This is a genomic window from Ochrobactrum teleogrylli (genome assembly GCF_006376685.1).
Classification (GTDB): domain Bacteria; phylum Pseudomonadota; class Alphaproteobacteria; order Rhizobiales; family Rhizobiaceae; genus Brucella; species Brucella teleogrylli.
Genome location: NZ_VEWL01000001.1, coordinates 838,349 through 852,473 on the forward strand (window position 1 = coordinate 838,349; position 14,125 = coordinate 852,473).

Genomic DNA, 14,125 nt, shown 5'->3' on the forward strand with positions numbered 1-14,125 from the left:
AGCCCCTTCCCCTTTTTTAAGACATACGGAATGCCGCCTGCTCATCGCGGCGGCGCTGCACTTCGCGGCGCTTGTTGACGATGGATGCGACGATGACGCCCGTCGTCACCAGCCCAATCAGGATGGTGCAGATCGCGTTGATTTCCGGGGTCACGCCAAGGCGCACCTGGCTGTAAATCTTCATCGGCAGGGTGGTTGCGCCCGGCCCTGACGTGAAGCTTGCGATCACCAGATCGTCGAGCGACAGGGTGAAAGCCAGCATCCAGCCGGACACCACGGCAGGCAGGATCACCGGCAAGGTGACCTTCATGAAGGTTGTAACCGGCGGCGCACCAAGATCCATCGCCGCTTCCTCCAGCGAACGGTCAAAGCTCACCAGACGCGACTGCACCACGACGGCGACGAAACACATGGCAAATGTGATATGCGCCAGTGTAACCGTCCAGAAACCACGGTCGAAATTCATCGCCACGAACAGCAGCAGAAGCGACAGACCCGTGATGACATCCGGCATAACCAGCGGCGCATAGACCATGCCGGAAAACAGGATGCGCCCGCGAAAGCGGGTATAGCGCGTCAGCGCGAGTGCCGCGAGCGTGCCCAGCACGGTTGCAATCGTTGCCGACAGGAAGGCGACGCGGATCGTCACCCATGCCGCATCCATCAGCGCCTGATTGCGGAACAGTTCCCCATACCACTTGGTCGAGAAGCCTGCCCAGACGGTCACCAACCGGGATTCGTTGAAGGAATAGATGACCAGCAGCACGATCGGCAGATAGAGGAAGGCGAAGCCGACAACCACCGATGCGATATTGAAACGGGACCAGTTGTTGTTCATCGCTTATTTCCCCTTTTCCTGCTGGCGCGCCTGCACCTGCTGGAAGATCACAATCGGCACAATCAGCAGGATCAACAACACCACCGCCACAGCGGACGACACCGGCCAGTCGCGGTTGGAGAAGAACTCGCTCCAGATCGTCTTGCCAATCATCAAGGTCTGCGATCCGCCGAGCAGATCGGGGATCACGAACTCGCCGACCGCCGGAATGAAGACCAGGAAGCAGCCTGCCAGAACACCGGCCAGTGACAGCGGAAACGTGATTTTCCAGAAGGCGGCAAACGGCGTGCAGCCCAGGTCCTGTGCCGCTTCGATCAGCGAATAATCCATCTTTTCGAGTGACGAATAGATCGGCAGCACCATGAAAGGCAGATAGGAATAGACGATACCGATAAAGACCGCCGTATCTGTGTTCAAAATGTTGAGCGGCGTATCGATCACGTTGAGCCACATCAGAAACTGGTTCAGCAAACCTTCCGGCTTCAGAATCCCGATCCACGCATAGACGCGGATCAGGAACGAGGTCCAGAACGGCAGGATCACCAGCATCAGCAACGTCGGGCGGATCGTCGTCGGCGCGCGCGCGATGCCATAGGCCATCGGATAGGCGACGAGCAAGGTCAGGAAGGTCGAAATGGCTGCGATGCGGACACTCGACAGATAGGCCTTGTAGTAAAGCGGATCGTCGAGCAGCCAGAAATAGTTATCGAAGGAGAGTTGCTTGATCTTCTCCCAGTTCGCCGCAAAGCCCTGCGTCAGATCGAAAGTCGGCATATAGGCCGGGATCGCCATCGCGACTTCCGACAGGGAAATCTTGAAGACGATGAAGAACGGGACGAGAAAGAAAACCAGCAGCCAGAAATAGGGCACCGTGATGACGAGGCGGCTGGCAATGGAAGCGATCAGCTTCTGCATGGTCTTACCCTCCTCAGGCGGTCAGCACCAGACCGGCATCGGTATCGAAAGAGACCCAGACGCGCTCGTCATAGGTCAGCGGATTTTCCGTCTTGCGGACCGCGTTGAGGCTCGCGGCCTTAATGGTGCGGCCATTGTCGAGGCGGACGTGGAAAACCGTCATGTCGCCGAAATAGGCGATATCCCAAAGCTCGCCCTCGACGGCGTTGACCGCAGCCTCTTCCGGCTTGCTGCGCGAGATGCGGGTCTTTTCCGGACGCACCGCATACCAGACCTTCTGGCCGGGGTTGAGCTCCTCGCGGGTTTCGGTCTGGATATGGAAGCCGAATTTTTCGGTGGCGATTTCCGCCTCGCCATTAGCGGCCTTCACGACTTCACCTTCGATGATATTCACATTGCCGATAAAGTCGGCCACGAATTTCGAGCGCGGCGCTTCATAGACTTCCGCTGGCGTCGCCACCTGCTTGATGCGGCCCTTGTCCATGACCGCGATACGGTCGGACATGGTCATGGCTTCTTCCTGATCGTGGGTCACGACCATGAAGGTCATGCCGAGCTTGACCTGCAAATCCATCAGTTCGAACTGGGTTTCCTCGCGCAGCTTCTTGTCGAGCGCGCCAAGCGGCTCGTCGAGCAGCAGCACCTTGGGACGCTTAGCGACGGAGCGGGCGAGCGCGACGCGCTGGCGCTGGCCGCCCGACAGTTGATGCGGCTTGCGCTTGCCATATTGCTCCAGCTTCACCAGCTTGAGCATTTCGGCAACGCGCGCATCGATTTCAGATTTCGCCATGCCGTCCTGCTTGAGGCCGAAGGCGATATTGTTCTCCACCGTCATATGCGGAAACAGCGCATAGGACTGGAACATCATGTTGACCGGGCGCTTATAGGGCGGAATGCCGCGCATGTCCTGACCGTCCAGCGTGATGCGACCCGATGTCGGCTCCTCAAAGCCTGCCAGCATGCGCATCAGCGTGGTCTTGCCGCAGCCAGAAGCGCCCAACAGCGCAAAGAATTCGCGATTGAAAACATTCAGCGACAGATCATCGACGGCAGTGAAATCGCCGAAGATTTTTGTCACATTCTCGAAAGAAATATAGGGCTTGGCCGCCGGATCGTTCCAGGGTGCAAATTTGCGGCGAAAGCTGCCAAAAGATTCCATTCCGTTCCCCTATCGATCTGGCCATGCCCGATGTTTCGTCAGGTTTTACAAGACGTAGAGCGGCTCTCTGTCCAACAGTGAGCCGCTCTTCACAATGTCATGCCCAAGGGCATTCCGGGATCACACCCCGACTTAGAGCGGTTCCGGTTAAAACGGAATCGGGCAACCGCTCTATCTATTTATTTTTACGCATTATCCTACGCAAAACCGCTACGCACTTTTGCTGGAAATGCTCTAGCGTTCGATTATTACTGGCCTGTGACGATCTTGGTCCAGGCACGGGTAACGACGCGCTGGGTCTTGGTATCGTAAGGCGTCGGCACGAACAGCTTCTTCATGACGTCGTCCGTCGGATAAATCGCCGGATCTTCAAGGATTTCCTTGTCGATGAATTCCTGCGACGCCTTGTTGCCGTTGGCGTAGAACACATAGTTCGAAGCCTTGGCCGCCACTTCCGGACGCATGATGTAATTCATGAATTCCAGCGCTTCCGGCACGTGCTTGGCGTCAGCCGGGATCGCCATCTGGTCGAACCACATCAAAGCGCCTTCCTTCGGGATCGAGTAACCGATCTCGACGCCCTGATTGGCCTTCTCGGCGCGGTCACGCGCCTGGAAAATATCGCCTGAATAGCCGATGGCCATGCAGATATCGCCATTGGCCAGCGCATTGATATATTCCGACGAATGGAACTTGCGGATATTCGGACGGATCTTCAGATAAAGGTCCTGCGCCTTCTGCAGATCGTCCGGCGACGGCGAATTCGGATCGAGACCGAGATAATTCAGGGCCGGACGCAGCATTTCGCTGGCGGAATCCAGCAGATAAATGCCGCAATCCTTCAGCTTGGCCGACTTTTCGGGGTCAAACAGCACATCCCAAGAATCGATGGTATCCGTGCCGAGCGCTTCCTTGATCTTGGCCTTGTTGTAGCCGATGCCGGTCGTGCCCCACATATAATTGACCGAGTATTCGTTGCCCGGATCGTAGGTGGCAGCGCGGGTGGAGATTTCATCCCACATGTTCTTGAGGTTCGGCAGCTTGTCCTTGTCGAGCTTCAGGAACACGCCAGCTGGAATCTGACGACCCAGGAATTCGCCCGACGGGACAACGAGATCGTAACCGCTGCCACCAGCCAGAAGCTTGGTTTCGAGGATTTCGTTGGAATCATAGACGTCGTAGACGACCTTGATTCCGGTTTCCTTGGTGAAATCCTTCAGGATGGAATCGTCGATATAATCCGACCAGTTATAGATATTGACCACCCGCTCCTGCGCGCTGGCGGAGAATGTGGCGGCGGCGACAACGCTCGTCACGACGGTTGTGGCCAGAAGGAAGGATTTGATCCCCATTTTTTGCTCCATTCTACACGGTCATTTCCGGTGCAGGTACAGGTTTGGATATACTATTCCTTGATTGCACTTTTTTAGATTGCACCGGTTTCGTCAACCGCCTGCGGCCATCACGAACATAAAAAATTGCAACCTGAGTGCAGCTAAGTGGGGCGATGAGATTTCGGCTGTGCTGAGCCGAAAATGGTGGGGCATGAGAACCGGAGCGGAGCGTACTTTTGGGTACGTGAGCACCGGAAGCGAAAAGCCACGCCATTTGCAGGTCAGCAAAGCCGAAATATCGCGCTCCTACTGAAAGTCGAAGGCGGACAACCCCGCCACCATCTCGTCCAGCCCCAGCGGACGCGTCAGCGGCGGCTCGGCGCGGGTCACGCAGCCTTGCCGCTCGCACAAACGGCAGGCGGGGCCGATCCCTGTATTGCCAGCCTTGGCGATAGCTCCGCCGTAAACGGTTTCCTCCCCCGCATCGAGCGCGCAGCCAAGCAGGATCGCGGTGCGGCGCGGGCGCTCATTAAATGCGCCTTGCGGCCCTTCGAGCGTACGGGCAATGGTCAGGAATGCCGTCCCGTCTGGCAGTTCCGCCGGTTCGACCAGCACCTGCCCCGCCTGCGCAAAAGCCGCATAGACCGGCAGTTTGGGGCACTGGCCGCCAAACCGCGCCGGAAACCCCTCCGCGCCTGCAACGCGCAGCCGATTGCCGGCATGGTCGATTTCCATCACGAAGAAGGGCAGCGCGCTCGCCCCCTGCCGCTGCAAGGTCGTCAGCCGGCTCGCCGCCTGCTGGAACGAAACGCCAAATCGCGAGCGCAGCGCATCGACATCATAGCGCATCCGCACGCTAGCATCGCGAAACTGGCGATAGGGCATCATCAGCGCCTGCGCGGCATAGCGCGCCAGCTCGAACCGGGCGATGCGCTTTGCTTCACCGGAAGACAGTTTCAGCCCTTCGGTCTCTGCGCCGATCACCACCTGCATACGGATCAGCGCCGCCTCCATGGCGATTTCCTGCAACTGATCGAAAGGCGACAGACGCTCCGAAATGAACAGGCGTTGCGAATGGCGGTCATAGCGCCTGCGCCAATTGGGCATGGTCGCGACAGGCAAAGTGCGCACCGTGATGCCATGCTCACGCCGCAGCCAATCCTTCAAAGCTGCCGACAGATCGCCATCCGGCTTCAACAACGCGAAAAAACTTTCCGCCTCTTCCTCGATACGCGGATAATGATTGGGCCGTCGCGCCATCACATCGCGCACTTCATCCAGCGGCAGGCGCGTGGCGGAAAGCTGCGCAGCGCTCCCCTCATGCGACAGCAATTGCGAGAGATCGGACAGGCGCTGCTGCTGTTCGCGATAGGCGCGATAAAGCTTCATTATACCCACAGCTGCGTTGGGGGCCGCCTCGCCAATCTCCACCAGTTCCTGATCGCCCGGCAATTCGCCGGTCAAAAGCGGATCGGAAAACACTTCCTTCAGTCCGGTGATCGTCGCACCGCTTTCTGCCTGCAAACTATCGAGATCGAGCTTGTAAACACTGGCGAGCTTCAACAACAGCTGCACCGTCAAGGGCCGCTGGTTGCGCTCGATCAGGTTGAGATAGGACGGTGAAATGCCGAGCGCTTCGGCCATAGCCGTCTGCGTCAGGGACCGCTCGTTGCGAATACGCCTGATGCGCGGTCCGGCAAAAATCTTGCGTTCGCTCAACTCCGTCCTCCCAAACCCGCAACGGCGACTTTTACAATTCATGACAAAATAGCCGTAAATTCTACTTTTGACAATCTTTACAAATTTACAGAGCCAGTCCGTCAAAGTCCCGACAGCTTAACTTCAATTATCAGGCGTATTTGCTGCTTTTTCTAGCGTCCCACCGACTGCGAATGTAAATTCAGTCACAGAAAGAGCAGCGACCAACCGCTCTTGAAAAACCAGTGATAAGTGTGAGGAGACACCGAAATGACAGATTTTTACAGCCTTATTCCTTCGGCGCCCAAGGGTCGTTTCGACGGTATCGAACGTGCGCATACGGCCGAAGATGTAAAAAGGCTGCGCGGTTCGGTGGAGATCAAGTATTCGCTGGCTGAAATGGGCGCGAACCGCCTCTGGAAGCTGATCCATGAGGAAGATTTCGTCAACGCGCTGGGCGCGCTTTCCGGCAATCAGGCCATGCAGATGGTTCGCGCCGGACTGAAGGCGATCTACCTCTCCGGCTGGCAGGTTGCGGCGGATGCCAACACCGCCTCGGCCATGTATCCGGACCAGTCTCTCTACCCGGCCAATGCGGCCCCGGAACTGGCCAAGCGCATCAACAAGACCTTGCAGCGCGCCGACCAGATCGAAACCGCCGAAGGCAAGGGACTTTCGGTCGACACCTGGTTTGCCCCGATCGTCGCCGATGCCGAAGCAGGCTTTGGCGGACCACTGAACGCTTTTGAAATCATGAAAGCTTTCATCGAGGCCGGTGCAGCAGGCGTGCATTATGAAGACCAGCTCGCTTCGGAAAAGAAGTGCGGCCATCTTGGCGGCAAGGTTTTGATCCCGACGGCAGCGCATATCCGTAACCTCAACGCGGCGCGCCTTGCGGCAGATGTGATGGGCACGGCCACGCTGGTCATCGCCCGCACGGATGCGGAAGCTGCCAAGCTTCTGACCTCGGACATCGACGAGCGCGACCGGCCCTTCGTCGATTACGACGCAGGCCGCACGGCGGAAGGCTTTTATCAGGTGAAGAACGGCATCGAGCCATGTATCGCCCGTGCGATTGCCTATGCGCCTTATTGCGATCTGATCTGGATGGAAACATCCAAGCCAGATCTCGAACAGGCTCGTCGCTTCGCGGAAGCCGTGCACAAGGCGCATCCGGGCAAGAAGCTCGCCTATAACTGCTCGCCGTCGTTCAACTGGAAGAAGAACCTCGACGACGCCACGATTGCCAAGTTCCAGCGCGAGCTGGGCGCGATGGGCTACAAGTTCCAGTTCATCACGCTGGCCGGTTTCCACCAGCTCAACTTCGGCATGTTCGAACTGGCGCGCGGCTACAAGGACCGGCAGATGGCAGCCTATTCCGAACTGCAACAGGCGGAATTCGCAGCCGAAGCCAACGGCTACACCGCAACCAAGCATCAGCGCGAAGTCGGCACCGGCTATTTCGATGCCGTGTCACTTGCAATCACCGGCGGCCAGTCTTCGACCACCGCCATGAAGGAATCGACTGAAACAGCACAGTTCAGACCGGCTGCTGAATAACAGCCCGGCGACCAATAGGAGGAACAGTTCCATGAATTCGCCAGCACGCGTCAAGGAAAGAGCAGAAGAACAATCGTCAAGCATGACCACGGATCAGCAGACCGTTATCCGCATGCTCGCCAACGATCTGCATCGCCTCAACTACACCGTCATGAAGGCGGTCGAGGCAGGCGTCTCGGTGGAACTGGTCCGCTCCGCCCGGCATCATGGTGGCGACGGTAACTGGGGTGATCTCTTGATCCCCGTCATCGTCACTCACGAAAAATGATGCCGATCCTGACAATCGCCGTCGCCACCATGTTCTTTTATTTTGTGTGCCTTCGGCAACACGGGAATGGCGGCGGTAACTGGGGCGAACTCTTGATCCCCCTCATCGTCACCCACGAAAAATGATGCCGATCCTGACAATCGCCGTCGCCACCATAACTATTCTTCATGCCGGTGGCGGCGGCAGCAATCCCACCCCGGCCAACGCCTTCAAAAGGCTTTGACCGGCTCTCTGTCCCATGCCTTCCTTGCCTGAACTCCACCCCGGCTGCCCCCTCCAGCCGGGGATTTTTTTGCGCCGGAAAAGAAAAACAGACAGTCGACAGACGCTATTTCAATAAATACTGCATTTATCGAAATTTGAATAATTGTGAATATAAATTTAATTCTATATTGGATATCGAAGTAAAATAAATTCTGTGTTTTCAATAAAAGCGCAATATAGCGAAAAGGAGAAAAATATGAGTAAGTATATCTTCATTCTTTCAATTGTTTCAAGCGCTTTAATTTCCGAAGCAAACTATTCCGCCGCCAGTGCAATGAGTGCTGATTTGCGCCCGGATCAAGCGGTGCGCGGCCTTATCAACGATTTGTTTTGCTTCTACGAGAAGGGATTTCTCCATCTCGAATGCTGGTATTCATAAACGCAAGTGGCACCCAATAAGCATAAGGATATTCCTATGAATTCACTTCTCATATTTCTGGCGACGGCGCTTATAGCACTGGCTTTCGGGCAAAAATATTCGTTTGTTAAAGATGCGAATGCTGACGCGTTAAAAGCGCAGCAAGTATCGAACCCAAATTCCGCAGATCTCAAGCTTCCCATATGCGTTGATAGCCGAGAGTTATGCTCGCCCCGCAAATCGGAACTATAAAGAGGTCGATTGTCTGCGGGTAGCGCATGAACGTCCTCCGCCAACGCCTCCCGCAGATTTTTCTTTATTCTATCCCATATCAGTCAGACGACATGCTGACGCTCGCGAAGGGAAGAACACCGGGCGTTCCAGACAGCGCCACATATTTACGCAGAAATTTCAGGCCGCACCCAATCGTTATTGACGCCGTGCTTTTTTGACAAAGCATGCCAATAAGATCAATTTCAAACGAATATGAAATATCTTGCAAAAAAATAATTCATTATTGGAATGTATAAATCGAAAAACATTGTGCTTAACTCTAGATGCATTAATTAACATTTAATTTTAAAATTAACATTAGGATCTATATTATGAAGAAATATTTTGTATACACGACACTTGCACTTGCAACCATGGCTGCTACTGCTGGGCAATCTTATGCAAGCCCTCTTCAGGATGCTCAGAGCCAGCTTTCCGCGGACGGCCAGGCCAAGAGCATTATTTGCATCGTAACACCTTTCGGCAAGTGGTGCCCATTTAAGTAAGAACTCACAGATGGAGCTTGGGCATCAGCCCAAGCTTCTCGCGTCAGCAGGTAATTGCCAGGATGCGGGAGGTCCGGCGGATTACCTGTTCCCAAGGCTCCCCGCAGCTTGGCCTCAATGGTAACGGCAATCGCATCAGCCCCTCATCACCCGGGCGTCAAGGACAGAACAGTTGCGGTCCGGTGCTCCTGCGTGCTCCTGTCTTTTCTGACCGTAGAAAGCCGCAACGATCCTGATCATTCTGGGCATTCAACACCGTCCGGATCACGCAGGATAAAATGTCCGTCCAGTCCATCATCGATAGCGTCGCATTGAAGACCGGCATCGACTCTGCGGTCGCCGAACGCGTTGCAGGGATCATGTTTTCCGTCGTTCAACACGAAAGACCGGATCTGGCGACACGCCTTTTCGACAAAATTCCAGGCGCGGAAGAACTGGCCAACGCCAATGACGTCATGGCCAAAAACGCGGAAGGCGGCTTGTTCAGCTGGATCGCCAATGCTGCCGGCAATCTTGCGGGCGAGAGAATCGGCGCATTGCTGAAGGGGCTCGCCGCGCTGAAAGCAAGCGGTCTGACCATGGAGCAGATCAGGCATGTCGGCTTGCATGCCCTCAGTCACATTCGGGAACTGGACGACCTCCTCGCGGACGAGATCAAAGAGCATTTTCGGAAATTGAAGGCGCGGTTCGGCCTTTAAGACCACCACAACGCTGCCAGCCGGACCCGTTTTCCGGCTCCCAAAAAAGCCTGCTGGCCCCATTTGTCAACCACAGCCGACGCAGCTATCATGCACCCATCGAAATCATTTTCTGGTGATGGATGTCTGCTGATACGACGGAAAAGAAGGTTACGCGTGCGCCGCGTCGCCGTACGCCTGCCTATGTCAAATCCCTGCGTGGGGTGAAGAACTGGAAGCAGGCAACCGAATGGCTGGCCTGGCGGGATATCGAAGACATCGAATGCATCACCCCCGATCAGGCGGGGGTCGCGCGCGGCAAGATGATGCCGTCCAAGAAGTTCACTTCCAACACATCGCTGGCCCTGCCTTCCGCCGTCTTCATGACGACGATTTCCGGCGATTACCCGGAAGACGGCTACGGCTTCCACTATCCCGAAGACGATGGCGATCTCAGACTGTTGCCCGACCTCTCCACCCTGTCGGCGGTTCCGTGGGAATCTGACCCGACGGCGCAGGTAATCTGCGATCTGGTCTATCAGGACGGACGCTTGGTCGAATTCACCCCGCGTAATGTGCTGCGCAATGTCGTCGCCGCATACAACAAGCGCGGGTTGAAGCCGGTTGTTGCGCCGGAAATCGAATTCTATCTGGTGCGCAAAAACCCCGACCCGGATTATCCGCTGACCCCGCCGGTCGGTCGCTCGGGCCGCGCCATTGGCGGCGGACAGGGCTATTCGATTGCGGGCGTCAACGAGTTCGACGAACTGATCGACGATATCTACCATTTCTCCGAGGGTCAGGGTCTGGAGATCGACACGCTGATCCACGAAGAAGGCGCCGGTCAGCTGGAAATCAACCTGCGCCATGGCGATCCTGTCGAACTGGCCGATCAGGTTTTCATGTTCAAGCGCACGATCCGCGAGGCGGCGCTCAAGCACGACATGTATGCCACCTTCATGGCCAAGCCCATTCAGGGCCAGCCGGGCTCGGCGATGCATATCCACCAGTCGATCGTCGACAAGAAAACAGGCCGCAACATTTTCACCAACGAAGACGGTAGCGAAAGCGAAGCCTTCCGCCACTTCATCGGCGGCATGCAGCGCCATGTGCCGAATGCTCTGGTGATGTTCGCGCCCTATGTAAATTCCTATCGCCGCCTGACGCCGGACGCTTCCGCGCCGGTCAACGTTAAATGGGGCTATGACAACCGCACCACGGCCTTCCGCGTGCCGCGCTCCGACCCCAATGCGCGCCGCGTGGAAAACCGCATCCCCTCCTCCGACGCCAATCCCTATCTTGCGCTGGCAGCTTCGCTTGCCTGCGGCCTGATCGGTCTCGTCAACAAGATCGAGGCGGAACAGCCCGCCACCACCAGCGTCAACACCAAGGAAGTGGAGCTGCCGCGCGGCCTGATCGACGCCGTAGAACTGTTCGAAAAGGACGACGAACTGCGCAATCTGATCGGCAGCTCCTTCGTCACGACCTATGCCGCCATCAAGCGCGCCGAGTTCGAAACCTTCATGGAAGTCATCAGCCCGTGGGAACGCGAGTTCCTGTTGCTTAATGTGTAGGTTAGGGGAGTAGGGGAGTAGGGGAGTAGGGGAGTAGGGGAGTAGGGGAGTAGAAAATATGCGGGGGCATAGATATGGCAATCAATTCTTATCGCGATATTCTTGCGTGGCAGCAGGCAATGGAGCTGGTAACGGCAATCTATAAATCGACGGAGATGTGGCCAAAAGAAGAGGTCTATGGGCTGACAAGTCAGGTGCGTCGCGCAGCAGTATCAATTCCGGCGAATATAGCGGAAGGTTACGGGCGGGATACACGTGGCGCCTACCAGAACTTTTTGCGTATCGCGCAAGGTTCGTTGAAAGAAGTGGAAACCCATATACTGATTGCTGAGAGATTGGGATTCATCAAACAAGACACTATCGATCCGATCATGGCGAAGAGTGAGAGTATTGGAAAATTACTTAGGCTTCTCATTCGCAAGCTATCGGACGGCTAACACACTCCCTTATTCCCTTATTCCCTTATTCCCTTACTCCCCTATTCCCCTACTTCCTTAAAGCGCGGAATCGCCGATGCCCCACCAGTCCCCAATCTCCCCCGGCCTTTCGTGGTACGAAGCCAGTGTGCCCGAGCGGCCAGAATATCCGGAACTTGACGGTTCGCGGCAGGCCGATGTTGTTATCATCGGCGGCGGCTATACGGGGCTTTCGGCTGCTTATCATCTGGCGAAACAGGGCGCAGATGTGGTTCTGATCGAGGCCGAACGCTTCGGCGATGGCGCGTCGGGGCGCAATGGCGGCCAGTTCGGCACCGGTCAGCGCACATGGGCAGAAGACCTTGAAGCCGAATATGGCTTCGAGCGCGCCAAGGCCCTGTTCGATGTGGCCGAAGAAGCGAAAGCCTATCTGCTCGCCTTTGCGAGCGAACATCAGATCGACATGGACTATGTCCCCGGACAGATCTCCGTCGTGCACAAGCCGCGCTATCTCAAGCAATATGAGCGCCATGCGGAACTGATGCAGAGCCGCTTCCACTATCCGCATTTGCGTTTTGTCACCCGCGATGAAACCGCCTCTCTGTTAGGGTCGAGCCGCTATCACGGGGGCGTTTATGATGCGGGCACCGGCCACATCCATCCGCTGAAGTTGCTCATCGGCACGGCCAAGGCGGCGAAAGCGGCGGGTGCGCAGCTTTATGAAAACACCAGGGCAACGGGGATAAGCACGTCCAGCGGACGCGTGGAAGTGCCGACCACAAAAGGCACGATTGTTGCGAAACATGCCTTCATCGCGGTCAATGCCTATGGTGGAACGCTGGAACCGACCAGCGCATCGCATGTCATGCCGATCCGCTCCTTCATCGGGGCGACGGTGCCGCTGGGCGACGAAAGCCCAGTGATACCGGGCGGCGAGTCCGTCGACGATTCCCGCTTTGTGGTCCGCTATTTCCGCCGCTCGAAAGATGGGCGACTGTTGTTCGGCGGTCGCGAAGCCTATACGGCGGATAATCCGCGTGAGATCAGCACGCATATCCGCCGCCAGATCGCTGAAATCTATCCCGCACTCGGCAATGTCGAGATCACCCATGCCTGGGGCGGCTCGGTCGGCATAACCATGCCGCGCCAGCCTTTTGTCCGCGAAGTGATGCCCGGCGTCATTTCGGCAGGCGGTTATTCCGGCCATGGTGTGATGCTGGCGAATTTCATGGGCAAGCTTTATGCCGACACCATTTCCGGCAAGCGCGACAAACTGAGACTGTTCGAAGAACTGCGCATTCCCGCCTTCCCCGGCGGGCGCACATTCCGCGCGCCGCTGCTCTTCCTTGCGCTGTCATGGTATGCGCTGATGGATCGGATATGAAATGAAGGCGAGGCGCCATTTGGCGCCTCGCCTTTCTTCGACCTGCATTTTTGCAGACCGCTCCCCTTACACTATTTGCTCCCCGGCCCTCAAAGCCAGACGCTGATAGGTTTCCTCCACCACATCGCGCATCGGCAGAACACCGCTCAGGCACAACAAGGCGCGCATATGTTCGCGTCCGCCCTCATAGCCCATGATCGGCGCGAAGGGCTGCATCACGATGTTCGGCTCGTCGGTATAAAGCTCCTGATATTCGGCGAAGTTCATGAAGCTCTTATAGCTGTCGCCCAGCAGCAGATAGGTCTCCACCGCAGCCCCTTCGGCGAATATCGCTTCATGGCTGTCGAGCAGAATATTGTAGTAGTCGATTGCTTGCTCCATCGGCACACGCGTGATGGAACGCCCGTTGACGAGATCCTTGGCGCGGATCAAAACGCCATCGATGAAAAGCGCATGGTTGGGCGACAGATAAAGATCGCGTCGCGGCGTCATGCGGTCGAGCGCGTGACGTGCAATACGGATCGGCATCACTTCCTCGCCCCATTCCGCACCGCCCTTTCTGTAGCGCTGCCAGCCGATCCATTTCACCGGCACCACCTTGCAATTGGCGGTCACGACAAGATCGCCAACGGCCAGGTTTTCCACGGCAACGGGTCCGCTCATTGTTTCAACCAGCGTGCCTTTCAAAAGGCAGTTGGTGCCACCGCCGCCGTCACCACCGCCATCCTCCCACCATTTCGTCCCCAAGGCGCCGGCTGGCGTTGTGAGAGACGACGCCAAAGCGCCAAGCGCGGCGGCCTTTGCGGCAGCAGCGCCCGCCACTCCTAAAAAATGGCGTCGCGCACGATTGCGTGGTGAATGCCTGTTTTGTTGTTCTGTCGACATAAGTCCCTCCGCTCCG

At 56.7% G+C, this 14,125-nt stretch carries 13 protein-coding genes; 7 read left to right on the plus strand and 6 right to left on the minus strand.

The window, feature by feature from the left end:
- Positions 1–16: 16 nt before the first annotated feature.
- The 5 genes from FIC94_RS03705 to FIC94_RS03725 all read right to left on the minus strand — a co-directional run bounded on the left by FIC94_RS03705 (position 17) and on the right by FIC94_RS03725 (position 5,965).
- Positions 17–838, minus strand: coding sequence for an ABC transporter permease (locus tag FIC94_RS03705; protein WP_109367048.1), 822 nt, complete (start codon positions 836–838; stop codon positions 17–19).
- Between the two features lie 3 nt (positions 839–841).
- A complete protein-coding gene (locus FIC94_RS03710) occupies positions 842–1,753 on the minus strand; it encodes an ABC transporter permease subunit (RefSeq protein WP_140023953.1) in 912 nt (303 codons plus the stop codon).
- 13 nt (positions 1,754–1,766) lie between these two features.
- Positions 1,767–2,912: an ABC transporter ATP-binding protein gene (locus tag FIC94_RS03715; RefSeq protein WP_121539089.1), complete on the minus strand. Its 1,146-nt coding sequence runs from the start codon at positions 2,910–2,912 to the stop codon at positions 1,767–1,769.
- Positions 2,913–3,160: 248 nt separating this feature from the next.
- Complete coding sequence (locus FIC94_RS03720) at positions 3,161–4,264, minus strand: polyamine ABC transporter substrate-binding protein (RefSeq protein WP_109367045.1); 1,104 nt, start codon at positions 4,262–4,264, stop codon at positions 3,161–3,163.
- A gap of 288 nt (positions 4,265–4,552) precedes the next feature.
- The gene (locus FIC94_RS03725; RefSeq protein ID WP_109367044.1) at positions 4,553–5,965 is read right to left on the minus strand and encodes a helix-turn-helix domain-containing protein; all 1,413 of its coding nucleotides are present in this window, start codon (positions 5,963–5,965) and stop codon (positions 4,553–4,555) included.
- Between the two features lie 249 nt (positions 5,966–6,214).
- On the opposite strand from FIC94_RS03725, the gene aceA reads away from it, so the two are divergent.
- The 7 genes from aceA (at position 6,215) to FIC94_RS03760 (ending at position 13,224) form a co-directional block, all read left to right on the plus strand.
- The gene (aceA, locus tag FIC94_RS03730; protein ID WP_140023954.1) at positions 6,215–7,504 is read left to right on the plus strand and encodes an isocitrate lyase; all 1,290 of its coding nucleotides are present in this window, start codon (positions 6,215–6,217) and stop codon (positions 7,502–7,504) included.
- Positions 7,505–7,535: 31 nt separating this feature from the next.
- Positions 7,536–7,772: an SMc00767 family acetate metabolism repressor gene (locus tag FIC94_RS03735; RefSeq protein ID WP_006473055.1), complete on the plus strand. Its 237-nt coding sequence runs from the start codon at positions 7,536–7,538 to the stop codon at positions 7,770–7,772.
- Between the two features lie 460 nt (positions 7,773–8,232).
- Positions 8,233–8,415 carry a hypothetical protein gene (locus FIC94_RS03740; RefSeq protein WP_140023955.1) on the plus strand — a complete coding sequence of 61 codons (183 nt, stop codon included), beginning with the start codon at positions 8,233–8,235 and terminating at the stop codon, positions 8,413–8,415.
- Positions 8,416–9,451: 1,036 nt separating this feature from the next.
- On the plus strand, positions 9,452–9,871 hold the full coding sequence (locus FIC94_RS03745) for a DUF2267 domain-containing protein (protein ID WP_140023956.1): 420 nt from the start codon (positions 9,452–9,454) through the stop codon (positions 9,869–9,871).
- Positions 9,872–9,993: 122 nt separating this feature from the next.
- Entirely contained in the window at positions 9,994–11,424 is a 1,431-nt protein-coding gene (locus FIC94_RS03750; RefSeq protein ID WP_109367040.1) for a glutamine synthetase family protein, read from the plus strand.
- Between the two features lie 74 nt (positions 11,425–11,498).
- Positions 11,499–11,861, plus strand: coding sequence for a four helix bundle protein (locus tag FIC94_RS03755; RefSeq protein WP_109367039.1), 363 nt, complete (start codon positions 11,499–11,501; stop codon positions 11,859–11,861).
- Between the two features lie 76 nt (positions 11,862–11,937).
- A complete protein-coding gene (locus FIC94_RS03760; protein WP_140023957.1) occupies positions 11,938–13,224 on the plus strand; it encodes an NAD(P)/FAD-dependent oxidoreductase in 1,287 nt (428 codons plus the stop codon).
- A 66-nt stretch (positions 13,225–13,290) separates the two neighbouring features.
- Here FIC94_RS03760 and FIC94_RS03765 read toward each other — a convergent pair whose 3' ends face one another.
- On the minus strand, positions 13,291–14,109 hold the full coding sequence (locus FIC94_RS03765; RefSeq protein WP_140023958.1) for a Hint domain-containing protein: 819 nt from the start codon (positions 14,107–14,109) through the stop codon (positions 13,291–13,293).
- Between the last annotated feature and the right edge of the window lie 16 nt (positions 14,110–14,125).

Excerpts from the sequence above, each read along its gene's own strand:
- FIC94_RS03705 (WP_109367048.1), bottom strand. The coding sequence starts at position 838 with ATGAACAACAACTGGTCCCGTTTCAATATCGCATCGGTGGTTGTCGGC.
- FIC94_RS03710 (WP_140023953.1), bottom strand. The coding sequence starts at position 1,753 with ATGCAGAAGCTGATCGCTTCCATTGCCAGCCGCCTCGTCATCACGGTG.
- FIC94_RS03715 (WP_121539089.1), bottom strand. The coding sequence starts at position 2,912 with ATGGAATCTTTTGGCAGCTTTCGCCGCAAATTTGCACCCTGGAACGAT.
- FIC94_RS03720 (WP_109367045.1), bottom strand. The coding sequence starts at position 4,264 with ATGGGGATCAAATCCTTCCTTCTGGCCACAACCGTCGTGACGAGCGTT.
- aceA (WP_140023954.1), top strand. The coding sequence starts at position 6,215 with ATGACAGATTTTTACAGCCTTATTCCTTCGGCGCCCAAGGGTCGTTTC.
- FIC94_RS03735 (WP_006473055.1), top strand. The coding sequence starts at position 7,536 with ATGAATTCGCCAGCACGCGTCAAGGAAAGAGCAGAAGAACAATCGTCA.
- FIC94_RS03740 (WP_140023955.1), top strand. The coding sequence starts at position 8,233 with ATGAGTAAGTATATCTTCATTCTTTCAATTGTTTCAAGCGCTTTAATT.
- FIC94_RS03745 (WP_140023956.1), top strand. The coding sequence starts at position 9,452 with ATGTCCGTCCAGTCCATCATCGATAGCGTCGCATTGAAGACCGGCATC.
- FIC94_RS03750 (WP_109367040.1), top strand. The coding sequence starts at position 9,994 with ATGTCTGCTGATACGACGGAAAAGAAGGTTACGCGTGCGCCGCGTCGC.
- FIC94_RS03755 (WP_109367039.1), top strand. The coding sequence starts at position 11,499 with ATGGCAATCAATTCTTATCGCGATATTCTTGCGTGGCAGCAGGCAATG.
- FIC94_RS03760 (WP_140023957.1), top strand. The coding sequence starts at position 11,938 with ATGCCCCACCAGTCCCCAATCTCCCCCGGCCTTTCGTGGTACGAAGCC.
- FIC94_RS03765 (WP_140023958.1), bottom strand. The coding sequence starts at position 14,109 with ATGTCGACAGAACAACAAAACAGGCATTCACCACGCAATCGTGCGCGA.